This window comes from Achromobacter aloeverae (genome assembly GCF_004121055.1).
Lineage (GTDB): Bacteria > Pseudomonadota > Gammaproteobacteria > Burkholderiales > Burkholderiaceae_B > Bordetella_C > Bordetella_C aloeverae.
In genome coordinates this window covers 287,788-308,631 of the sequence record NZ_PYAL01000009.1, presented here as the reverse complement: position 1 = coordinate 308,631, position 20,844 = coordinate 287,788, and the positions used below count along the sequence as shown (strand labels likewise).

The 20,844-nt window shown below is 67.7% G+C and carries 18 protein-coding genes; 12 read left to right on the top strand and 6 right to left on the bottom strand.

The window, feature by feature from the left end:
• Positions 1 to 138 precede the first annotated feature (138 nt).
• Positions 139 to 2,856: a DNA polymerase I gene (gene polA, locus C7R54_RS26890; protein WP_129154072.1), complete on the bottom strand. Its 2,718-nt coding sequence runs from the start codon at positions 2,854 to 2,856 to the stop codon at positions 139 to 141.
• A gap of 55 nt (positions 2,857 to 2,911) precedes the next feature.
• On the opposite strand from polA, the gene C7R54_RS26885 reads away from it, so the two are divergent.
• From C7R54_RS26885 to ureG, 9 genes are all read left to right on the top strand, one after another.
• The gene (locus C7R54_RS26885) at positions 2,912 to 3,538 is read left to right on the top strand and encodes an LOG family protein (protein WP_129153982.1); all 627 of its coding nucleotides are present in this window, start codon (positions 2,912 to 2,914) and stop codon (positions 3,536 to 3,538) included.
• Between the two features lie 521 nt (positions 3,539 to 4,059).
• Entirely contained in the window at positions 4,060 to 4,947 is an 888-nt protein-coding gene (locus tag C7R54_RS26880; RefSeq protein ID WP_129153981.1) for an urease accessory protein UreD, read from the top strand.
• A gap of 40 nt (positions 4,948 to 4,987) precedes the next feature.
• Complete coding sequence (gene ureA, locus C7R54_RS26875; RefSeq protein ID WP_129153980.1) at positions 4,988 to 5,290, top strand: urease subunit gamma; 303 nt, start codon at positions 4,988 to 4,990, stop codon at positions 5,288 to 5,290.
• A 26-nt stretch (positions 5,291 to 5,316) separates the two neighbouring features.
• Entirely contained in the window at positions 5,317 to 5,916 is a 600-nt protein-coding gene (locus C7R54_RS26870; RefSeq protein ID WP_129153979.1) for a HupE/UreJ family protein, read from the top strand.
• A gap of 35 nt (positions 5,917 to 5,951) precedes the next feature.
• On the top strand, positions 5,952 to 6,257 hold the full coding sequence (locus C7R54_RS26865) for an urease subunit beta (RefSeq protein WP_129153978.1): 306 nt from the start codon (positions 5,952 to 5,954) through the stop codon (positions 6,255 to 6,257).
• Between the two features lie 136 nt (positions 6,258 to 6,393).
• Positions 6,394 to 8,097: an urease subunit alpha gene (gene ureC, locus C7R54_RS26860; protein ID WP_129153977.1), complete on the top strand. Its 1,704-nt coding sequence runs from the start codon at positions 6,394 to 6,396 to the stop codon at positions 8,095 to 8,097.
• A 38-nt stretch (positions 8,098 to 8,135) separates the two neighbouring features.
• Positions 8,136 to 8,987, top strand: a complete 852-nt coding sequence (gene ureE / locus C7R54_RS26855; protein ID WP_129153976.1) for an urease accessory protein UreE — start codon at positions 8,136 to 8,138, stop codon at positions 8,985 to 8,987.
• Positions 8,920 to 9,651 (top strand): urease accessory protein UreF, encoded by a 732-nt coding sequence (locus C7R54_RS26850; RefSeq protein ID WP_129153975.1) that lies wholly within the window; start codon positions 8,920 to 8,922, stop codon positions 9,649 to 9,651. Before ureE ends, C7R54_RS26850 begins: the two co-directional genes overlap by 68 nt.
• Positions 9,652 to 9,715: 64 nt before the next feature.
• Entirely contained in the window at positions 9,716 to 10,342 is a 627-nt protein-coding gene (gene ureG / locus C7R54_RS26845) for an urease accessory protein UreG (RefSeq protein ID WP_129153974.1), read from the top strand.
• 5 nt (positions 10,343 to 10,347) lie between these two features.
• Here ureG and C7R54_RS26840 read toward each other — a convergent pair whose 3' ends face one another.
• Positions 10,348 to 11,319 (bottom strand): tripartite tricarboxylate transporter substrate binding protein, encoded by a 972-nt coding sequence (locus C7R54_RS26840; RefSeq protein WP_129153973.1) that lies wholly within the window; start codon positions 11,317 to 11,319, stop codon positions 10,348 to 10,350.
• Between the two features lie 375 nt (positions 11,320 to 11,694).
• Between C7R54_RS26840 and C7R54_RS26835 the strand changes: the two genes are divergently transcribed.
• From C7R54_RS26835 to C7R54_RS26825, 3 genes are all read left to right on the top strand, one after another.
• Positions 11,695 to 12,132 carry a helix-turn-helix transcriptional regulator gene (locus C7R54_RS26835; protein WP_129153972.1) on the top strand — a complete coding sequence of 146 codons (438 nt, stop codon included), beginning with the start codon at positions 11,695 to 11,697 and terminating at the stop codon, positions 12,130 to 12,132.
• A 131-nt stretch (positions 12,133 to 12,263) separates the two neighbouring features.
• On the top strand, positions 12,264 to 12,674 hold the full coding sequence (locus C7R54_RS26830; protein WP_129153971.1) for a VOC family protein: 411 nt from the start codon (positions 12,264 to 12,266) through the stop codon (positions 12,672 to 12,674).
• Positions 12,675 to 12,892: 218 nt separating this feature from the next.
• Entirely contained in the window at positions 12,893 to 14,386 is a 1,494-nt protein-coding gene (locus C7R54_RS26825; protein WP_129153970.1) for a glucosyltransferase domain-containing protein, read from the top strand.
• 123 nt (positions 14,387 to 14,509) lie between these two features.
• Here C7R54_RS26825 and typA read toward each other — a convergent pair whose 3' ends face one another.
• Genes typA through infB form a run of 4 tightly spaced genes read right to left on the bottom strand, consistent with a single transcriptional unit; the run spans position 14,510 to position 20,797 of the window.
• The gene (typA, locus tag C7R54_RS26820; protein WP_129153969.1) at positions 14,510 to 16,339 is read right to left on the bottom strand and encodes a translational GTPase TypA; all 1,830 of its coding nucleotides are present in this window, start codon (positions 16,337 to 16,339) and stop codon (positions 14,510 to 14,512) included.
• 10 nt (positions 16,340 to 16,349) lie between these two features.
• Complete coding sequence (truB, locus tag C7R54_RS26815; RefSeq protein ID WP_129153968.1) at positions 16,350 to 17,087, bottom strand: tRNA pseudouridine(55) synthase TruB; 738 nt, start codon at positions 17,085 to 17,087, stop codon at positions 16,350 to 16,352.
• Between the two features lie 38 nt (positions 17,088 to 17,125).
• Positions 17,126 to 17,527, bottom strand: coding sequence for a 30S ribosome-binding factor RbfA (gene rbfA, locus C7R54_RS26810; protein WP_129153967.1), 402 nt, complete (start codon positions 17,525 to 17,527; stop codon positions 17,126 to 17,128).
• A 24-nt stretch (positions 17,528 to 17,551) separates the two neighbouring features.
• Positions 17,552 to 20,797 carry a translation initiation factor IF-2 gene (gene infB / locus C7R54_RS26805; protein WP_129153966.1) on the bottom strand — a complete coding sequence of 1,082 codons (3,246 nt, stop codon included), beginning with the start codon at positions 20,795 to 20,797 and terminating at the stop codon, positions 17,552 to 17,554.
• Positions 20,798 to 20,844: the final 47 nt, after the last annotated feature.

Genomic DNA, 20,844 nt, shown 5'->3' with positions numbered 1-20,844 from the left:
AGGGCTTGCCGACCAGGGCTTGCCGACCAGGGCCCGCGGCAGAGCGGGTCCCAGGCAGCCCGGGGCGCGGGGGGAAGCCCTGATTATGCCTGCGGCAGGCTGACCGGCAACTGGAGCGCGGCCGGCCTGGCCTGGCCATCAGTGCGCCTGCTCCCAGTTCCTGCCCACCCCCACTTCGGCCACCAAGGGGACATGCAGCTGGGCCACCCCGCACATCAGCGCGGGCAGGCGCTCGCGCACGCGCTCCAGTTCGCCGTCGGGCACTTCCAGCACCAGTTCATCGTGCACCTGCATGATGATGCGGCTGTCCAGCCCATCCGTGGCGATCCAGTCCTGCACCGCCACCATCGCCATCTTGATCAGGTCCGCGGCCGTGCCCTGCATGGGCGCGTTGATGGCGGCGCGCTCGGCCGCCTGGCGGCGCGGGCCCGAACCGCCATTGATCTCTGGCAGCCACAGGCGGCGGCCGAACACCGTTTCCACATAGCCCTGCTGGCGCGCCAGCACGCGGGTGGACTCCATGTACTGGGCTACGCCCGGATAGCGGGCGAAATAGCGGTCGATATACGCCTGCGCCGCGTCGCGGGTGATGCCCAGGTTTGAGGCCAGGCCGAACACGCCCATGCCGTAGATCAGGCCGAAGTTGATGGCCTTGGCCGCCCTCCGCTGCTCGGCCGCCACGTCCGCCAGCGGCACGCCGAACACCTCGGCGGCGGTGGCGCGGTGGATATCCTCGCCCGCCGCGAAAGCCTGCTGCAGATTGGCGTCGTCCGACACGTGCGCCATGATGCGCAGCTCGATCTGCGAGTAGTCCGCCGACACCAGCACCCCGCGCTGCGGCACGAAGGCCTCGCGCACGCGCCGGCCTTCCGGCGTGCGCACCGGAATGTTCTGCAGGTTGGGATCGGACGACGCCAGCCGGCCGGTAATCACCGCGGCCTGCGCATAATGCGTGTGCACGCGGCCGGTGGCCGGATTGATCATGCGCGGCAGCTTGTCCGTATAAGTGGACTTCAGCTTGGCCAGGCCACGGTACTGCAACAGGACCTGCGGCAGCGGATAGTCCTGCGCCAGCTTTGTCAGCACCTCTTCGTCGGTGGATGGCACGCCGCTGGCGGTCTTGCGCACCACCGGCAGCTGCATGCGGCCGAACAGGATTTCGCCGAGCTGCTTGGGCGAGTTGAGGTTGAAGGGCTGCCCCGCCAGTTCGTAGGCGCGCGCCTCCAGCGCCAGCATCTCCTGTCCCAGGGCATGGCTCTGGCGACCCAGTTCCTCGGCATCGACCCGCACGCCGGTGCGCTCGATTTGCAGCAGCACCTCGGCCACCTGCAATTCCAGCTTGTAGATGAAGTCCAGCCCGCGATCGGCGCTGACCCGTGGACGCAGCAGGCCGTGCATCTGGATGGTGAAATCCGCGTCCTCGGCGGCATAGAAGCCCGCTTTCTCCACCGCCACTTCATCGAAGCAGATCTGGTTGACCCCCTTGCCGCACAGGTCCTCGTAGGTCACGCCCTTGCGGCCGAGCCAGCGCTGGGCCAGGTCGGCCAGGCTGACGGCGCGATGCGACTCCAGCACATAGGCCTGCAGCATGGTGTCCTCGCGCACGCCCGCCAGGCGTATGCCCTCGTTGGCGAAGACATGCGCGTCGTACTTGGCGTTGTGCAGCAGCTTGCCTGCGTCCGCGTTCTCCAGCCAGGGCCGCAGGCGCGCCAGCACCTCGTCCTTGGGCAGCTGCTCGCCCGCCTCGGGGCCGCGGTGGGCCACCGGGATATAGCAGGCCGTGCCCGGCGTCACGCTCAGGGAGATACCCACCAGCCGCGCCTGCATTTCGTCCAGGGACGTGGTTTCCGTATCCAGCGCCACCAGCGGCGCGGCCTGGATCAGCGCCAGCCACCGCTCGAAGGCGGGCCAGTCCGTCACAACCTGGTAATCGGTCTCGGCGGGCGGCTGGGGCGCGTCCTCGACCACGCGGGAGTCGCCGGTGGGCACCCGTTCGGTTTCCCCGCTGAGTTCGCGCAGCCAGGTGCGAAAGCCATAGCGCTCGTACAACGCCAGCAGCGATTCCTTGTCCTGCTCGCGCGGCAGCAGTTGCTCGGGCGCGATGATGTCGCCGCCCAGGTCGCAGTCGCACTTGACCGACAGCAACTGGCGCGTCATCGGGAAATTGGGGATGGCCGTGCGCAGGTTGTTGCCCGCCACGCCCTTGATGCCTTCGGCGGCCTCGACCAACTTGTCGATGCTGCCATGCTCGGTCAGCCATTTGACGGCGGTCTTGGGCCCGACCTTGTCGACCCCAGGCACATTGTCGACCGTATCGCCGACCAGCATCAGGTAGTCGACGATGCGCTCCGGCGGCACGCCGAACTTCCTGACCACGCCGGCGGGGTCCAGCACTTCGCCGCTCATGGTGTTGACCAGCGTCACATGGTCGTCCACCAGTTGCGCGAGATCCTTGTCACCAGTGGATACCACTGTTTTCAGGCCATGCTCGGTCGCGATGCGCGCCAGCGTGCCGATGACATCGTCGGCCTCCACGCCTTCCACGGCGAACACGGGCCAGCCCAGCGCGCGGACAGCGTTGTGGATAGGCTCGATCTGCGCGGCCAGGTCTTCCGGCATGGGCGGCCGGTGCGACTTGTAGTCAGGATAGATCTCGTCACGAAAAGTCTTGCCTTTCGCGTCGAAAATGCACGCGGCGTACTCTGCCTTATGATCTTGGACCAGCTTGCGCAGCATATTGATCACGCCATACAGCGCGCCGGTGGGCTCGCCCTGCGCGTTACGCAAGTCCGGCATGGCATGATAGGCACGGTACAAGTAGCTGGAACCGTCAACCAATAACAGGGTTTTATTCATGTTGAAAGTGGCAGATGGCAAGGAGACTCCTGCCGGTACGCAAATACCGGTGATTATGTCAGAGTTGCATAACGCGGCCGAGAAACTGAGCAATATCGGTCCGGCGGTCAGTGTATTCGGCAGCGCCCGCATCAGCCGGGAATCGCCGTTCTACGAAAAGGCGCGCGCCGTCGCCAGCGCGCTCACGCAGGCAGGCTTCGCGGTCATTGCCGGCGGCGGCCCCGGCATCATGGAAGCCGCCAACAAGGGCGCGTTCGAAGCCCAGGGCACCAGCGTCGGCCTGAACATCAAGCTGCCGCACGAAGCCAGCAACAATGCCTACCAGACCATAGGGCTGGACTTCGAGTACTTCTTTTCGCGCAAGGCGACGTTCTTCATGCACAGCTTCGCCTACGTCGCCCTGCCCGGCGGCTTCGGCACGCTGGACGAACTGTTCGAGGCGCTGACGCTGGTGCAGACCGGCAAGGTGCCGCCCGCCCCCATCGTGCTGATGGGAAGCGAATTCTGGCACGGGGCCGTCAAGTGGCTGGCGAAGACGGTCTTCGGCAACGGGATGATAGGCCGGCGCGACCTGGACCTGTTCATCATCGAGGACGATCCGGCCAAGGTGGTGCAGCACATCGTCGACTTCCACACGGCGTTGCTCTCGCAGGAACGCTACAAGCCCTCGCTGCCGGCCTGAGTCGCGGGTTGGCATAGTGGGCCGGCGCGGCCGGCCGGGCTGGCCGCCTGCGCTGGCCGCTGCGCTGGCCGCCTGCGCTGGCGGCCTGAGCTGGCGGGCTGGCGGGCTGGCGGGCTGGCGGGCTGGCGGGCTGGCGGGCTGGCGGGCTGGCGCAGCAGGCCGGGGTAGCGGGCCGGAGTAGCGGGCCGGAGTAGCGGGCCGGAGTAGCGGGCCGGAGTAGCGGGCTGGCGTAGCGGGTCGGCGTAGCGGGTCGGCCTTGGAGGGTCGGCCCGGCGAAGGGGCCTGGCGGCCGGCACGACGCGCCCCCCGCGCGCACCATTCCCGCGCATCCAGGCCTCACGCGCACCGAATTGGTGCATCCTCCGCCCCGTTTTCGGGCTCCCGCGAGCACCCCGCCGCAGCCTGCCCCGGGGCGGTGCACGGGGCAATATGGCACACATTTTGCATGCGGTCGGTTGACGCGCCAAGACGACGCGTCCCCGATTTTCAACCGGCGGCGCGCCGCCCTATTGTCCGACCGCATGAACGGCTTCATACCTCGGCCAGGCGCTCCCCACACGGGCGGCTGGCGCGCCACGCTGGCCCTGCGCCTGGAACGACGCGGCCTGCGCACGGTCCTCGCAAGCCGCTCGCACAGCGGCCCGCTGAACGTGCAGAAGCCGCTCTATCCCGAACCCGACCCGGCGATCTGCCACCTCACGCTGCTGCATCCGCCCGGCGGCCTGGCCGGCGGCGACCGGCTGGCGCTGGACCTGGCGCTGGAAGCCGGCAGCCACGCCGTGGTGACCACACCCGGCGCGACCAAGTGGTACAAGTCCAGCCCCGACTACCCGGCCCGCCAGGATGTCCGCATCACCCTGGGCCGCGGTGCGCGCCTGGACTGGCTGCCCCTGGAGAACATCCATTTCGACCACAGCGAGGCCTGCCTGAGCCTGGACCTGCGCATGGGCGAAGGCGCCACCGCGATAGGCTGCGATGCGGCCCTGCTGGGCCGCCAGGCGTCCGGCGAGACCTGGCGCGCGGGCTCCCTGCGCGCGCTGACGCGGCTGCGGGATGCCGCCGGGCGGCTCCTGTGGACCGAACGCCAGGTCCTGCAGGCGGATGCCGCGCTGCGCCAGGCGCCGCAAGGCCTGGGCGGACTGCCCGCCTACGGCACCCTGTGGGCCGTCGCGCCCGCCTGCGACAGCGCGCTGGCGCAGGCCTGGGCGCCCACGCTGGCCGACCGTCCCGCGGCGCCGACGCAAGCCCTGCATGCCGGCATCACCAGCCCCGTCCCGGGCCTGCTGCTGGTGCGCGCGGTGGCCGACAACATCGAACCGATACGCCTGCTCTTCAATGACCTCTGGCTACGCCTGCGGCCGTTGGTGCATGGCGTGCCGGGCAGGCCGCTACGCCTGTGGGCCACATGACGACCGGACCGCTTCCCCAACCTCTTCCCCCGGAATCCCAATGAAGCTTACGCCCCGAGAAAAAGACAAGCTGCTGATCTTCACCGCCGCCCTGCTGGCCGAACGGCGCAAGGCGCGCGGCCTCAAGCTGAATTATCCGGAAGCCGTCGCCTACATCAGCGCCGCGCTGATGGAAGGCGCGCGCGACGGCCGCGGCGTCGCTGAACTGATGGACTACGGCGCCACGCTGCTCACTCGCGACGATGTCATGGACGGCGTGCCCGAAATGATTCCCGACGTGCAGGTCGAGGCAACCTTCCCCGACGGCACCAAGCTGGTCACCGTGCACCACCCTATCCCGTAGTCAGACGCCCCTGGAAAGAGGACACCATGCAACGATCCCATATCGCCCGCGCCGCGGCCCTGCTGGCCTTGTTCGCGGCTGGCGCCGCCCGCGCCCATCCCGGCCATGAACACGTCGCCGAGGCGGCCGGCTGGGCCGCCAGCGCCACCGAAGGTTTCCTGCATCCGCTCACCGGCGCCGACCACCTGTGCGCCATGATCGTCCTGGGGGTATGGAGCGCCCTGACCAGCCGCCGCGCCTGGCTGGCGCCGCTGGCCTTTGCGTCGGTGCTGCTGCTCGGCGCCCTGCTGGGCCTGGCGCGCGTGCCGCTGCCCGCGGTGGAGCCGATGATCGCCGTGTCCCTGCTGGTGCTGGGCCTGCTCACGGCCACGCGCGCGCGCCTGCCCGAAGTCGCCGGCGCGCTGGTGGCCGGCGGCTTCGCGCTGTTCCACGGCCACGCGCACGGCTATGAGCTGCCCGAGACCGCCATCGCATTACCGTACATCGCCGGCTTCATGGTGGCGACCGTCGCCCTGCATGCGGCGGGCATCGCCGCCGGCCTGGCCCTGCGGTCGCGCGGCGCCTGGCTTGCGCGCGCCACCGGCCTGGGCGTGGCCGCCTATGGCGTGCTGCTCCTCGCCGCCTGAACGCACTTCCCGGCAACGCAGAACAGGAACCCACCATGATCCCTGGAGAACTGCTGGTCGACGACGGCGAGATCGAATTGAACGCCGGCCGCGAGACCCTCACGCTGACCGTGGAAAACACCGGCGACCGGCCGGTGCAGATCGGTTCGCACTTTCATTTCTTCGAGGTCAACGACGCGCTGCGCTTCGATCGCGACCAGGCGCGCGGCTTTCGCCTGAACATCACCGCGGGAACCGCCGTGCGCTTCGAGCCGGGCCAGCGGCGCACCGTCGAACTGGTGGCCCTCGCCGGCAAGCGCGAGGTGTACGGCTTTGCGGGCCGCATCATGGGGAAGCTGTGATGCGCTTATCAACGCCCCGGTCGCCGGCGCGATGTCCGGCAGGGCCCGCCAGCGCGGCGCGCGCCATGGCCGCGGCCAGGCACGAATACAACCACGACCACCTACCCCCGCGCCTCGCGCAACGACGGAGCCTGGCATGACCCTGAAAATCGGCCGCCGCGCCTATGCGGAAATGTTCGGCCCCACCACCGGCGACCGCCTGCGCCTGGCCGACACCGAATTGCTCATCGAAATCGAGCGCGACTACACGGTTTATGGCGAGGAAGTGAAATTCGGCGGCGGCAAGGTTATCCGCGACGGCATGGGCCAGTCCCAGCGCTTCGGCGGCGACGTCGCCGATACCGTCATCACCAATGCCGTGATTCTCGATCACTGGGGCATCGTCAAGGCCGACATCGCCTTGAAGGACGGCCGCATCATGGCCATCGGCAAGGCGGGCAATCCGGACATCCAGCCCGGCGTGACCATCGTCATCGGCGCCGGCACCGAGATCATCGCCGGCGAAGGCAAGATCGTCACGGCCGGCGGGATAGACTCCCACGTCCACCTGATCTGCCCGCAACTGATCGACGAAGCGCTGTCCGCCGGCCTGACCACGCTGCTGGGCGGCGGCACCGGGCCGGCCACCGGCACCGCGGCCACCACCTGCACGCCCGGGGCCTGGCACATCGAGCGCATGCTGGCCGCCGTCGACGGCTGGCCCATCAACATCGGCCTGTTGGGCAAGGGCAATGCCAGCCAGCCGGGCCCCCTGCTGGAACAGATCGATGCGGGCGCCATCGGCCTGAAGCTGCACGAGGACTGGGGCACCACGCCGGCCGCCATCGACTGCTGCCTGGATGTGGCCGAGCGCACCGACACACAGGTGGCCATCCATACCGACACGCTGAACGAAAGCGGCTTCGTCGAAGCCACGGTCGCGGCCTTCAAGAACCGCTCGATCCACACGTACCACACCGAGGGCGCCGGCGGCGGCCACGCGCCGGACATCCTCAAGGTGGCCGGCCTGCCCAACGTCCTGCCCTCGTCCACCAACCCGACGCGTCCCTACACCGTCAACACCGTGGACGAGCACCTGGACATGCTGATGGTGTGCCACCACCTGGACGCCGCCATCGCGGAAGACGTGGCGTTCGCCGAATCGCGCATCCGCCGGGAGACCATCGCCGCCGAGGACATCCTGCAGGACCTGGGCGCGATCTCGATGATCTCCAGCGACTCCCAGGCCATGGGGCGCATCGGCGAAGTCATCATGCGGACATGGCAGACCGCCCACAAGATGAAGGTGCAACGGGGCGCGCTGCCCGGTGACGGCCGCGCGGACAACGCGCGTGCCCGGCGCTACATCGCCAAGTACACGATCAATCCGGCGCTGACCCACGGCATCGCCCACGAAGTGGGTTCGGTGGAGCCGGGCAAGTGGGCCGACCTGGTCTTGTGGGACCCGGCCTTCTTCGGCGTCAAGCCCGACATGGTGCTGAAAGGCGGCATCATCACCACCGCCTTGATGGGCGATCCCAACGCCTCTATCCCCACGCCGCAGCCGGTACACTACCGGGAGATGTTCGGCGCGCGCGCCGGCGCGCTGGCGCGCGGATCCCTGACCTTCGTGTCGCAATCCGCGTACCAGTCGGGCGTGGCCGCGCGCTACGGCCTGTCCAAGCGGGTGGTTCCGGTGCACGGCGTGCGCGGGGTGCGCAAGTCGCACATGATCCATAACGACTGGCAGCCGCATATCGAGGTTGACCCGGAAACCTACCGCGTGCTGGCCGACGGACAGGAGCTGATTTGCGAACCGGCCGAGGTGCTGCCGATGGCGCAGCGCTACTTCCTGTTCTAGGCGACGGCCGGCGCGCTTTACCGCAAGTACAAGGCATCATGAAACGCATCGAGAAAATCGTCGGACCCGGCCAAGGCGTCGCCAAGGCATTGCTGCGGCGCGCGGCCACGCTGACGCTGCCCTACGACCAGCGCAGCCGCAGCCGTCTGGCGGCAACACTGGACAACGGGGAGGAAGTGGCGCTGTTCCTGCCGCGCGGCACCGTGCTGCGCGACGGCGACGCGCTGGTGGCCGAGGATGGCACGCTGGTGCGCGTGGTGGCCGCGCCCCAGGCGGTGCTGCGGGCGACCTGCATCGATCCGCATATCCTGTTGCGCGCCGCCTATCACCTGGGCAACCGGCACACGCCGGTGGAAGTGGGCGCGGATTACATGCAACTGGAGTTCGACCCGGTGCTGCGCGATCTGCTGCTGCGCCTGGGGCTGACGGTGGTCGAGGTGCAGGCGCCCTTCCAGCCCGAGGCCGGCGCCTATGGCGGCGGCCACAAGCATGGCCATGACGAGACCTACGCCGAGGATTACGCACTGGCGCAACAGGTCTACCAGGACAGGCACGGGCATGAGCACGGGCACGGGCATGGACATGAGCACGGGCAGGGGCATGGGCACGCCCACGATCACAAGCATGACCATGGCCACGGGCACGACCACAAGCACGATCACGACCATGATCATGCGCATCACGACCATGGTCACAAGCATGCGCACGACCATGGTCACGATCACGACCATGCCCATTGCGGTCACGACCACGGCCACGGTGGCCACTCGCATGGACACGACGACCATGCGCACGAGCACAAGCACAAGCACAAGCATGATCATGACCACGGCCACGATCACGACGACGACCACGGCAAGCCCGCCGGCGCCCACAAGCACCGGCACTGACCTGCTCGCCCTCCTGCACCTGGCGTCGCCGGCCCTGCCGATCGGCGCCTTCAGCTACTCGCAGGGCCTGGAGGCCGCCATCGACGCCGGCCTCGTCCATGACGCCGACACGGCGCGCGGCTGGATCGCCGCCGGCCTGGACGTGGCCGCGCGCGGCGAGGCGGTGTTCCTGGCCCGGCAATACCGCAACTGGCAGGCGGCGGACACCGCCGCGCTGGTGGACTGCAACGACGAGTTGCTGGCCATGCGCGAATCGGCCGAATTGCGCCAGGAGACCGAGCAGATGGGGTGGTCGCTCGCGCGCCTGCTGGACGACCTGGCCTGGGGTCCGGAATCCGCCCGCGCCGTCCTGCGCGCCATCCGCCCGCTGAGCCTGCCCACGGCCTATGCCTATGCCTTGCAAAGCGCCGGCGTGGCGCTGCACGAGGGTCTGCAGGCCTGGCTCTTCGCCTGGACCGAGAACCAGGTGGGCGCCGCCCTCAAGGCCGTCCCGCTGGGCCAGGTGGCCGGACAGCGCATCCTGTTCGGCCTGCGCGCGGACATCGCCGCCGGCGCGGCGCGCGCCGCCATCACGCACGCCGACGACGCGTCGACCTTCGCGCCCATGCTGGCCACCCTGTCCGCGCGGCACGAGACGCAGTACTCAAGGCTGTTCCGTTCATGACGGCGCGCCATGCCGCTTACCCTCGTCGCGGCGCATCCGCCGCGTTTTCTTCCAGGATCCACGCATGACATCCCGCACCAAGAAGAATCCTCCCCTGCGCGTCGGCATCGGCGGCCCGGTGGGCTCAGGCAAGACCACGCTTACCGAGATGCTGTGCAAGGCCATGCGCGACAGGTATGACCTGGTGGTCATCACCAACGACATCTACACCAAGGAAGACCAGCGCCTGCTCACGGTCGCGGGCGCCCTGCCGGCCGAACGCATCATGGGCGTGGAGACCGGGGGCTGCCCGCACACCGCCATCCGCGAGGACGCCTCCATCAACCTGGAGGCCGTCGACCGCATGCTGTCGCGCTTTCCCGACGCGGACATCGTCTTCATCGAATCCGGCGGCGATAACCTCGCCGCCACCTTCAGCCCCGAACTATCCGACCTTACGCTCTACGTCATCGACGTGGCCGGCGGGGAGAAAATCCCGCGCAAGGGCGGACCGGGCATCACCAAGTCCGACCTGCTGGTCATCAACAAGACCGATCTGGCGCCGCTGGTGGGCGCATCGCTGCCCGTGATGGAAGAGGACACCCGCAAGATGCGGGGCGGTCGCCCCTACGTCATGAGCGACATGAAGGCCGGCGCTGGCCTGGCCGACATCGTCGCCTTCATCGAGAAGCGCGGCCTGCTGGCGGCCTAGCCGCCCTACTCCACCTTGCCTATCTTCCGCACGGCCAGGGCCAGCGACGCCGAGTCCTTGCGCCAGTAGGCGTCGAAAGCCTGGGCGTCCAGGTATTGCACGGGACTGCCCGTGCCCGCGATCAAGGCCTTGACCTTCTCGTCGGTGGCCACGTCCTTCACGGCCTGCCGCAGCCGGTCCAGCACCGCCGGCGGCGTGCCGGCCAGCGCGAACACGCCGGACCACTGCACGAACGTGACGTCGTAGCCTTGCGACTTCAGCGTGGGCACCCGCGGCATGCTCTCCAAGGGCTCGTCGCCCCAATGCGCCAAGGCCTTGACGCGCCCCGACTGGACCAGTTGCGCGACCGACGAGGGCCCGGTGGCGACGGCATCCACCTGGCCGCCCAGCATGGCCTGCACCGCCGGCCCCGCGCCCGTGAACGGAACATGCAGCATGCTGATGCCGGCGGCGTTCTGCAGCATGGCCATCGGCACGTGCATGGTGCCGTAGATACCCGAGCTGCCATAGCTGAGCTTGCCCGGCTGTTGCTTCGCCGCCTCGACCAGGTCGCGCACGCTGTTCCACGGTTTGTCGGCCCGCACCACCAGCACGGTCGGGTCAGCGGTGATCCGTGCGATGGGCACGAACTGGTCCAATTGATAGGCCGGCTTGCGTTCCAGCACCTTGTCGGCCTCGGGCAGGATGGAGATGGACGACAGGCTCATCAGGATCGTGTAGCCATCCGGCTTGGCGCGGGCCACCTGGCCTATGCCGACGGCCCCGCCGGCGCCGCCGCGGTTCTCGATGATGACCGGCTCGCCCAGCCTCTCGCCCAGCGCCTGGGCCAAGGGCCGCGCCACGACATCGGCCACGCCGCCTGGCGGGAATGGCACGATCATGGTGATGGGGTGGTCCGGATATTCGGCGGCGGCCGCCGTGGCGGCCAGGCACAGTGCGGCGGCGGCCATGTGCTTGGCCCAGGGATGCAATGCCATGTCAGTCTCCTCCTGGCCCGCCGTACGTTGCGGCCGGCCTTGGTTGGTGTTGCCGCCTTTCGGCGATGTCCGATGCGTGTCCGGCGTCGGCGCCACCCTGCTTCGGTGGCGTCGCTGGCACACACGGACCAATTGGTATATTAAATTTGTTTAGTGTCGCTAAGAATATACCAAACAGGGACCAAATTACATGAGATGATGGCGGCATTCCGCATTTTTGGGCCGAAGAACATGAACCAATTGGGCCTCCAAGACAAGGAGGTCCATCCTGGTCGAGGCGGAATTTCCCATGCGGATCCCTTTCGCGCCACGGCCCACTCCATGAGCGGCCAGCGCGCGATTGAGCTGCCCGGCGGCCCATGGCAACATTGCCCGATGGCCGCCTCCCTCGACACCACGCTCCGCGACCTCGCCAGGCTGCGCCGCGTGCGCGACCGCATCGACCGCGATTACGCGCAAGCGCTGGACGTCGATGCCTTGGCGCGCGGCGTGCACATGTCGGCCGGCCACCTCAGCCGCCAGTTCCGCGTCGCCTATGGCGAATCCGTCTATTCCTACCTGATGACACGCCGGATCGAACGCGCGATGGCCTTGCTGCGCCGCGGCGACCTGAGCGTGACGGAAGTCTGCTTCGAAGTCGGTTGCGCGTCCCTGGGCACCTTCAGTACCCGCTTCACGGCGCTGGTCGGCCTTACGCCCAGCGCCTATCGGCGCGACCATGCGGGGGCCACCGCCGGCATGCCCTCGTGCGTTGCCCGGCAGGTGACGAGACCGATCAGGAATCGAGAAGCGCCGGCCAAGACACGGACCTAGACTGTCGCAGGCGGTGTCGGACCCGGCATGCAGGCATGTCAACGGTGGACATGGAGCCCCTGGAATACATGCGGCGACCGGATGACCATGGCCGCCGCCCCCCATCAACGACGCAACGACGGAGACTGACCATGGATATCACCATACACTCGACCTTCCTGCCTCACGGCGATCCCGAGGCATCCCTCGCTTTCTACCGCGACACGCTGGACTTCGAGATCCGCAACGATGTCGCCTATGGCGGCAACCGCTGGGTCACCGTCGGCCCCAAGGGCAAGCCCGACACCGCCATCGTGCTCTATCCGCCCAACGCCACGCCCGGCCTCACGGACGATGAAAAGCGCATGATCGCGGAGATGATGGCCAAGGGCACCTTCGCGATGCTCCTGCTGGGCGCGAAGGACCTGGACGCGGCGTTCCAGCGCATGCAGACCGGCGATGCCGAGATCGTCCAGGAGCCCATGGACCAGCCCTACGGCGTCCGCGACTTCGCCGTCCGCGATCCCGCCGGCAACATGATCCGGATCCAGCAGTTGAAGTAGCCGGGACGCAGGAGTCCGGCACGGCATGTCGCTGCCGGCCAGGGGACATGCCCGCTCGCGTCCCCGCCTTTTACCGTCAAATTTTCATCAAATATTGAAGAAAAATAGACACATCGTGGACGAACCATCACAATGCGCCGGTGCTCCAAAGGAGACGCGCGGCCCTGCCCCGCCATCCCGGCCGAAAGCCACTACCTCCACGTTCCCTCTTCGGTTTCATGTCCCGCTCGTTTCCCCGGCGTCCCTTCTCGGCCGCCCTCATACTCTTCGGCCTGATCCTCTGGCCCATCCTGCACGCGGATCGCCTCTATATCGACGACATGGGACGCGCGAGCGACGGCTATCTCGGCTGGGGCTCCGATGGCCGGCCATTGGCCAATGTGATGATGGAAGTCATCAACGCGGGAACGCCCCTTACCGACATCACTCCCATCCCCCAGCTGGGCGCCCTGCTGCTGCTGGCCGCGCTGGCGGCGCTGCTGGCGCGGCGCCTGAACCTGCAGGGCAGCTGGCTGCCCGCCCTGTGCGCCTTGCCGCTGGCCGGCAGTCCCTACTACCTGGAAAACCTGTCCTATAAATTCGATGTGCTGACGATGACCACCGCCATGACGCTGGCGGCCATCGCGGCGCTGGACCCGATGCGCGGCGGCTGGTGGCAGGTACCACGGAAAATGCTGTTCCTGCTGATGGCGCTGTGCCTCTACCAGCCCGCGGCCAATGTCTATGTCCTGCTGGTCATCGCGCAGGTGATCATAGGCCAGTTGCGCAACTTGGAGCCCACCGAACTCCTGCGCCAGGTCGCCAGCCAGCTCGGCGGCACGATGCTCGCCTGCATCCTCTATGTCATGGTGTTGAAGCACACGGTGAGCGGCGGCTATTCCGCCTCGCACAGCGCTATCGATCCCGCGATCTTCTTCGAAAACCTGCGCCGGTTCTGGCGCTACATCTGGGTGACCTTGACCACCATGCGCGGCTGGGTCTTGCTGGCCCTGGCCGGGATATCCGTGCCCGTAACGCTGCTGGGCGCGCTGTATTACGCCGTTCGGCAGTGGCCGCGCGCCGGCGCCGGCGTGCGCGTCGCGCTCTGCCTGGCGGTGCCGCTGCTGCCGCTGTCGCTGCTGGTCGCGCCCTGGGGGCCCATGCTGGTGCTGGCGCAGCCGGTATTCGCGCCCCGCGTGATGATGGGCTTCGGCGCCCTGATGACCGTATCGGCGCTGATCCTGTCCACCGCCGTGCCGCTGCTGCGCGGCGATCGCCGTCACGTCATCGGCCTGCTGATCCTGCCGGCGGCCGTCATGGTGGTGATCGCCTCGGTCTACGGCAACTCCCTTGAACAGCAGAAAGCCTACGAGGACAACCTGTCCGGCAACATGGTGGACGACGTCGCCGCCCTGCGCGCACGCATGCCCCTGGAGGGCATCGCCCTGGTCGGCCAGGCCGGCCATCCGCCCATCGTCAAGCACAACCTGCGCAAGCATCCCATCCTCGCGGAGCTGCTGCCCGTGCACTTGACGCAAGGCTGGGGGTGGGCCGAAGATCAGCTACGCATGTTCGGCCGTGTTCCGCCGATGCGGCCCATCGCGCCGGAAACCGCCGCCGCGCTGGCCGGCGAGAAGCCCGACATCGTGCGCGCCTCGTACCGGGTGTACGTGCGCGACCGCATCGCCATCTTCGTGTTCAAACCCAGCGGCGAACCGCCCCCTGTCCGCTGAGTTGCCGGCCCGCGCCGGCAACGGCCGGACGCACCATGAAAAAAACCTGTGCAATCAAATTGCACAGGTTTTTTTTCGAACCGCCGCAAGACGGCGGGCTCTCGCAAGCGCGATCCTGCGTGCTTACGCCTGCTCGGCGCGCGCCATGCGCTTGCGCTCGTTTTCCGTCAGGTAGCGCTTGCGCAGGCGGATCGACTTCGGCGTGACCTCGACCAGCTCGTCATCGTCGATGAACTCCACCGCGTACTCCAGCGACATCTGGATCGGCGGCACCAGGCGCACCGCTTCGTCGGTGCCCGACGCGCGGATGTTGGTCAGCTGCTTGCCCTTGATGGGGTTGACCACCAGGTCATTGTCGCGGCTATGGATCCCGATGATCATGCCTTCGTACAGCGGTTCGCCCGGGCTCACGAACATGCGGCCGCGATCCTGCAGCTTCCACAGCGCATAGGCCACGGCGTCGCCGTTGTCCTGGCTGATCAGCACGCCGTTGCGACGCTCGCCGATGCTGCCTTCGCGCACGGCGCCATACTCGTCGAAAATATGGCTCATCAAGCCCGTGCCGCGCGTCATGGTCAGGAACTCGTTCTGGAAGCCGATCAGGCCACGCGCCGGAATGCGGTATTCAAGCCGGGTGCGGCCGCGGCCGTCCGGCTGCATGTCCAGCAGGTCGCCCTTGCGGCGGCCCAATTCTTCCATCACGCCACCCTGGTGCGCGTCCTCGACGTCCACGGTCAGCAATTCATAGGGTTCCTGGCGCTCGCCGTCGACTTCCTTGAACACCACGCGCGGGCGCGACACGGCCAGCTCGTAGCCCTCGCGGCGCATGGTTTCCAGCAGGATGGTCAGGTGCAGTTCGCCACGGCCCGACACTTCGAACACCGTATCGTCGCCGGTATCGCGCACGCGCAGGGCCACGTTGGACTTCAATTCCCGGTCCAGGCGCTCGCGCAGCTGGCGGCTGGTGACGAACTTGCCTTCGCGACCGGCCAGGGGCGACGTGTTGACCATGAAGTTCATCGTCAGCGTCGGCTCGTCGATGCGCAGCATGGGCAGCGCCTCGGTCGCCGGCGACGCGGAATCCATCACCGTGCAGCCTATGCCCAGGCCTTCGATGCCGTTGATCAGCACGATGTCGCCGGCTTCCGCCTCGGGAACGACCTCACGCTCCAGGCCCTTGAACTTCAGCACCTGGTTGATGCGGCCCTTGCCGCTCTCGCCGTCCGGGCCGAAGCGGTATTGCACGTCCATGCCGCTGCGGATGCGGCCGCGGTTCACCCGACCCACGCCGATCTTGCCGACGTAGCTGCTGTAGTCCAGCGAGATGATCTGCAGTTGCAGGGCGCCGTTGGGATCGTCATCGCGCTGCGGCACATACTTGAGGATGGCCTCGAACAGCGGGCGCATATCGCCCTCGCGCACGTCAGGCGTCAGGCCTGCATAGCCCGACAGGCCCGACGCGTAGATCACCGGGAAATCCAGCTGCTCCTCGGTCGCGCCCAGCTTGTCGAACAGTTCGAAGGTGGCGTTGATGACGAAGTCGGGACGCGCGCCCGGACGGTCGATCTTGTTGACGACCACGATGGGCTTCAGGCCCAGCGCCAGCGCCTTGCGGGTGACGAAGATGGTCTGCGGCATCGGGCCTTCGACCGCGTCGACCAGCAGCAGCACGCCATCGACCATGGACAGCACGCGCTCCACTTCGCCGCCGAAGTCGGCGTGCCCCGGGGTATCGACGATGTTGATATGGGTATCGGCATATTCCACCGCGCAGTTCTTCGCGAGAATGGTGATGCCGCGTTCCTTTTCCAGGTCGTTCGAGTCCATGACCCGTTCGGCCACGGCCTGGTTTTCGCGGAAGGTGCCCGACTGGCGCAGCAGCTGGTCGACCAGCGTGGTTTTGCCGTGGTCGACGTGGGCGATGATGGCGACGTTGCGCAGAGCGCGACTCATAACGGATCCTTTAATGTATGACGGGCGCCAGGCCCGCCGGCAATTCATTCATGGGCAGCAAGGCCTGCTTGGGATCAGGCATTGCTTGCAAAGCTTCCAGCGCCACCGCGCGCGTCAGCGAAAACGGTCCCACCTGCGTGCGCCGCAGCGCCGACAGGTGGCCGTAGCATCCCAGCGCGCGCCCGATATCCTGGGCCAGCGTACGGATGTATGTCCCCTTGCTGCACGCCACATCGATCCGCGCGCTCATGCCGTCGCAGGCGAGCAGTTCGATGCGGTATATCGTCACCTGGCGCGGTGGCCGCTCCAGTTCGATGCCGGCGCGGGCGTACTCATACAACGGCTTGCCATCGCGCTTGAGCGCCGAATACATCGGCGGAATCTGCTCGATGGTGCCGACGAAACGTGACAGCACGTCGCGCAAGGCGGCTTCGTCCACGCCGGCAAAATCCGCCGGCGCCTGCGCGACCACATTGCCGGTCAGGTCGCCCGAATCGGTCTCCTCGCCGAAACACAGCGTCGCGACATAGCCTTTGTCGGCGTTCAACATCGCGCCGGCTATCTTGGTGGCCTTGCCCATGCAGCACACCAGCAAGCCGGTGGCGAAGGGATCTAGCGTCCCCGTATGCCCCGCCTTGGCGGCGTCCAGCGTCCGCCGCACCCGCTGCAATGCATGATTGCTGGACAGGCCTTCAGGCTTGTCCAGCAGCACTACTCCGTCGAGCACCTGCCCGCGTCGTTTGGCCATCGTCGTAATCCAGGAAAAAAAGCAGTGACGACAGCCGCTCAGGACTGGTCTTCAGGCTCGTCGGGCTTGTCGCGATAGGAATCGGGACGGTTGGCACGATCGATCAGCTGCGACATCTCGATGCCGCGCGCGATCTGCGCATCATGGAAGAAGCGCAGCGTGGGCACGGTATGGATGTGCAGCATGCGGTACAGCTGCGAATGCAGCCAGCCCGCCTTTTCGTTGAGCAGGGCGGTCGCCGTTTCCGGCTCCGCGCCCATGACGGTGAAATACACCTTGGCATGGGCATAATCCTGCGACAGTTCCACCCCCGACAGCGTAATCAGGCCGCCGCGCGCGACGTCGATTTCCCGCTGGATGAGCACGGCCAGGTCCTTCTGGATCTGGTCGGCCAACCGCAGGTTGCGGCCGGGGATGGCTTTGGACTTGTGACGGCTCATGATCACCGATACGCCTCGCCCGCCTTACAGCGTGCGCGCGATCTCCCTGATCTCGAAGACTTCCAGCTGGTCGCCGATCTGGATGTCGTTGTTGCCGCGCAGGGTAAGACCGCAATCGAAACCGGCCTTGACCTCGCGCACGTCGTCCTTGAAGCGGCGCAGCGAATCCAGGTGGCCGGTCCAGCTGACCACGTTGTTGCGCAGCAGGCGCACTTGCGAGTCGCGGCGCACGATGCCGTCCAGCACCATGCAACCCGCGATGTTGCCGATGCGGGAGATCGAGTAGACCTCGCGGATCTCGACCAGGCCGATGATTTCCTCGCGCTTCTCCGGGGCCAGCATGCCCGACATCGCCGCCTTCACCTCATCCACGGCGTCGTAGATGATGTTGTAGTAGCGCAGGTCGATGCCGTTGTTGTCGGCCAGCTTCTTGGCGCTGAGTTCGGCGCGCACGTTGAAGCCGATGACGACGGCATTCGACGCGATGGCCAGGTTGATATCGCTTTCCGAAATACCGCCCACGGCCGCATGCACCACCTGCACGCGCACTTCCTCGGTCGACAGCTTGGTAAGCGCCGCCACCAGGGCTTCCTGCGAACCTTGCACATCGGTCTTGACGATGAGCGCCAGGGTCTGCGTGCCTTCGCCCAGGTTGTCGAACATCGATTCCAGCTTGGCGGCCTGCTGGCGCGCCAGCTTGACGTCGCGGAACTTGCCCTGGCGGAACAGCGCGATTTCGCGCGCCTTGCGCTCGTCGCCCAGCACCATCAGCTCATCGCCGGCGGCCGGCACTTCGGTCAAGCCCTGGATTTCCACCGGGATGGACGGGCCCGCGGTCTGTACCGGCTTGGCGTTCTCGTCCAGCATGGCGCGCACGCGACCGAAGCTGGCGCCGGCCAGCACGACATCGCCGCGCTTGAGCGTACCGCTCTGCACCAGGATGGTCGCGACCGGGCCGCGGCCCTTGTCCAGGCGCGCTTCGATGACCAGGCCCTTGGCCGGGGCGTCGACGGGCGCCTTCAGTTCCAGGATTTCCGCCTGCAGCAGCACGTTTTCCAGCAGGTCGTCGATACCCGCGCCGGTCTTGGCCGACACCGGCACGAAAGGCACGTCGCCGCCGTACTCTTCCGGCACGACCTGCTCGGCAACCAGTTCCTGCTTGACGCGCTCGGGATTGGCATCCGGCTTGTCGATCTTGTTCACCGCCACCACCAGCGGCACGCCGGCGGCCTTGGCGTGGTGGATGGCTTCGCGCGTCTGCGGCATCACGCCGTCATCCGCCGCCACCACCAGGATGACGATATCGGTCGCCTTGGCGCCGCGGGCACGCATGGCCGTGAAGGCTTCGTGGCCCGGGGTGTCCAGGAAGGTGACCATGCCGCGATCGGTCTCGACGTGATAGGCGCCGATGTGCTGCGTGATACCGCCGGCTTCGCCCGCGGCGACCTTGGCGCGACGGATGTAGTCCAGCAGCGAGGTCTTGCCGTGGTCGACGTGGCCCATGACGGTAACCACCGGGGCGCGCGGCAGCAGTTCCGCTTCTTCGCCCGGGGCGGTTTCGTCCAGGAAGGCTTCCGGATCGTCCAGCTTTGCGGCAATCGCCTTGTGGCCCAGTTCCTCGACCACGATCATGGCCGTTTCCTGGTCCAGCACCTGGTTGATGGTGACCATCTGTCCCAGCTTCATCAATTGCTTGATGACTTCCGCGGCCTTGACGGACATCTTGTGCGCGAGGTCGGCGACGGAGATGGTCTCCGGCACGTGCACTTCGCGGGAGATGAACTCCTGCGACGCGGCTTCCTGCTGCGCGCCACCGCCACGGCGATCCTGCTGGCCGCGACGACCGCCGCCCTTGCCGCCACCCTTGCCGCCGGCGCGCCAGCCGTCACGGCTGGCGGGAGTGGCGGGTTTCTCGGCGGGCTTCTTGCCGCGATTGTCGTCGGACCAGGAGGACGAAACCTCGGTGGTCTTGATGGTCTTCTTCGTTCCCGGTGCGCCAGCGGCGCCCGGCTTGGCGTCCTTCTTGACGCCCGCGGCCTTGCCGGCCGGCTTGTGCAGCGTGCCGGACAGGTTGGCGTTGGCCGGCGCTTCCGGCTCGGGCGCGCGCAGCACCTTGCGCGGACGATTCAGCATCTCGCGCAGGGCGGCGGCCTCGGCTTCGGCGCGCAGGCGCGCGTCGTCGCGCTGGGCCGACGTCAGCGTGGCGGCGGCCGATGCGGCGACGGGCGGCGGACCACGACGGGCTTCGCCCGCACGCGGACCACGCGGCCCCTGCTGCGTACCGGGCCGCGAGGCGGCGGGCGGCACATTGGCGGCGGGCCGGGCGACCGGCGAGGAAGGCTTGGCGGCGCTTTCGGCGGCCGGCTTGGAGGAAGGAGCTGCGGCGGAAGGCTGCGCAGCCACGACGGGTTCGGAAATCTTCACGGGCTCTTGCTGGGCAACGGCGGCGACCGGCTCGGCGGCGGGGCCGGCGGCGGGTGCCGCGGATGCCTCGTGTTCGGGTTCCGGCTGTCGGGAAACAGGTTCTGCTTGTTTTTCGGTGGCCGCCGGCGTCTCGTCAGCGGTCTTCTGGGCGGCCTCGGCCGGCTTGGCTTCGGCCACGGGCTCGGCCGGCTTGGCCTGCGCGGACGCCGCGGGCGCGGCGGCAGCGTCGGCGGGGGTGCCGGCAACGGGTTGGGCGACGCCAGCAACGCCAGCAATACTGGCCGCGTCAGCCGCACCGGCCTCGGTGCTTGCGCCAGTCGATTCCGCGGCGGGCGCCGGCGTGGCCTCGGGCGCCGGCGCGGCAGGCGCGGGCTCCGGCGTCGCGGCGGCGGGCGTCGGTGCGGCGGATGCGGCCGCGTCGGCAGGCGTGGCGGGCTGGACGGGCGGCGTGGCGCCGGCGGCGGGCGCCTGCGCCTGCGCGGCCTGCTCGTCGGCGGACTCCGCCGCTTCCTGCGCGGCGGCTGCCGCTTCTGCGGCGAGCTCGGCTGGATCACGCTTGACGAATACGCGCTTCTTGCGCACCTCCACCTGGATGGTGCGCGAGCGGCCGGTCGCGTCAGCCTGGCGGATTTCCGAGGTCTGACGACGGGTCAAGGTGATTTTCTTGCCCTCCGCGGCGGCGCCGTGGGCGCGGCGCAGCGAGTCGAGCAGTTTCGCCTTGTCGCTGTCGGTGACGGCGTCGTCTACCGATTTGAGTTCAACGCCAGCCGAGCGCAACTGTTCCAGTAGCACATTGGCAGGCATTTTCAGCTCGGAAGCGAACTGGGCGACGGTGTTGCTCGACATTAGGCGTTCTTCCTGTGTACGGCGATCTAACAATATGACTAGCGCAA

Coding starts and splice junctions, on each gene's coding strand:
- polA (WP_129154072.1), bottom strand. CDS start 2,856: ATGAATAAAACCCTGTTATTGGTTGACGGTTCCAGCTACTTGTACCGT.
- C7R54_RS26885 (WP_129153982.1), top strand. CDS start 2,912: ATGTCAGAGTTGCATAACGCGGCCGAGAAACTGAGCAATATCGGTCCG.
- C7R54_RS26880 (WP_129153981.1), top strand. CDS start 4,060: ATGAACGGCTTCATACCTCGGCCAGGCGCTCCCCACACGGGCGGCTGG.
- ureA (WP_129153980.1), top strand. CDS start 4,988: ATGAAGCTTACGCCCCGAGAAAAAGACAAGCTGCTGATCTTCACCGCC.
- C7R54_RS26870 (WP_129153979.1), top strand. CDS start 5,317: ATGCAACGATCCCATATCGCCCGCGCCGCGGCCCTGCTGGCCTTGTTC.
- C7R54_RS26865 (WP_129153978.1), top strand. CDS start 5,952: ATGATCCCTGGAGAACTGCTGGTCGACGACGGCGAGATCGAATTGAAC.
- ureC (WP_129153977.1), top strand. CDS start 6,394: ATGACCCTGAAAATCGGCCGCCGCGCCTATGCGGAAATGTTCGGCCCC.
- ureE (WP_129153976.1), top strand. CDS start 8,136: ATGAAACGCATCGAGAAAATCGTCGGACCCGGCCAAGGCGTCGCCAAG.
- C7R54_RS26850 (WP_129153975.1), top strand. CDS start 8,920: ATGACCACGGCCACGATCACGACGACGACCACGGCAAGCCCGCCGGCG.
- ureG (WP_129153974.1), top strand. CDS start 9,716: ATGACATCCCGCACCAAGAAGAATCCTCCCCTGCGCGTCGGCATCGGC.
- C7R54_RS26840 (WP_129153973.1), bottom strand. CDS start 11,319: ATGGCATTGCATCCCTGGGCCAAGCACATGGCCGCCGCCGCACTGTGC.
- C7R54_RS26835 (WP_129153972.1), top strand. CDS start 11,695: ATGGCCGCCTCCCTCGACACCACGCTCCGCGACCTCGCCAGGCTGCGC.
- C7R54_RS26830 (WP_129153971.1), top strand. CDS start 12,264: ATGGATATCACCATACACTCGACCTTCCTGCCTCACGGCGATCCCGAG.
- C7R54_RS26825 (WP_129153970.1), top strand. CDS start 12,893: ATGTCCCGCTCGTTTCCCCGGCGTCCCTTCTCGGCCGCCCTCATACTC.
- typA (WP_129153969.1), bottom strand. CDS start 16,339: ATGAGTCGCGCTCTGCGCAACGTCGCCATCATCGCCCACGTCGACCAC.
- truB (WP_129153968.1), bottom strand. CDS start 17,087: ATGGCCAAACGACGCGGGCAGGTGCTCGACGGAGTAGTGCTGCTGGAC.
- rbfA (WP_129153967.1), bottom strand. CDS start 17,527: ATGAGCCGTCACAAGTCCAAAGCCATCCCCGGCCGCAACCTGCGGTTG.
- infB (WP_129153966.1), bottom strand. CDS start 20,797: ATGTCGAGCAACACCGTCGCCCAGTTCGCTTCCGAGCTGAAAATGCCT.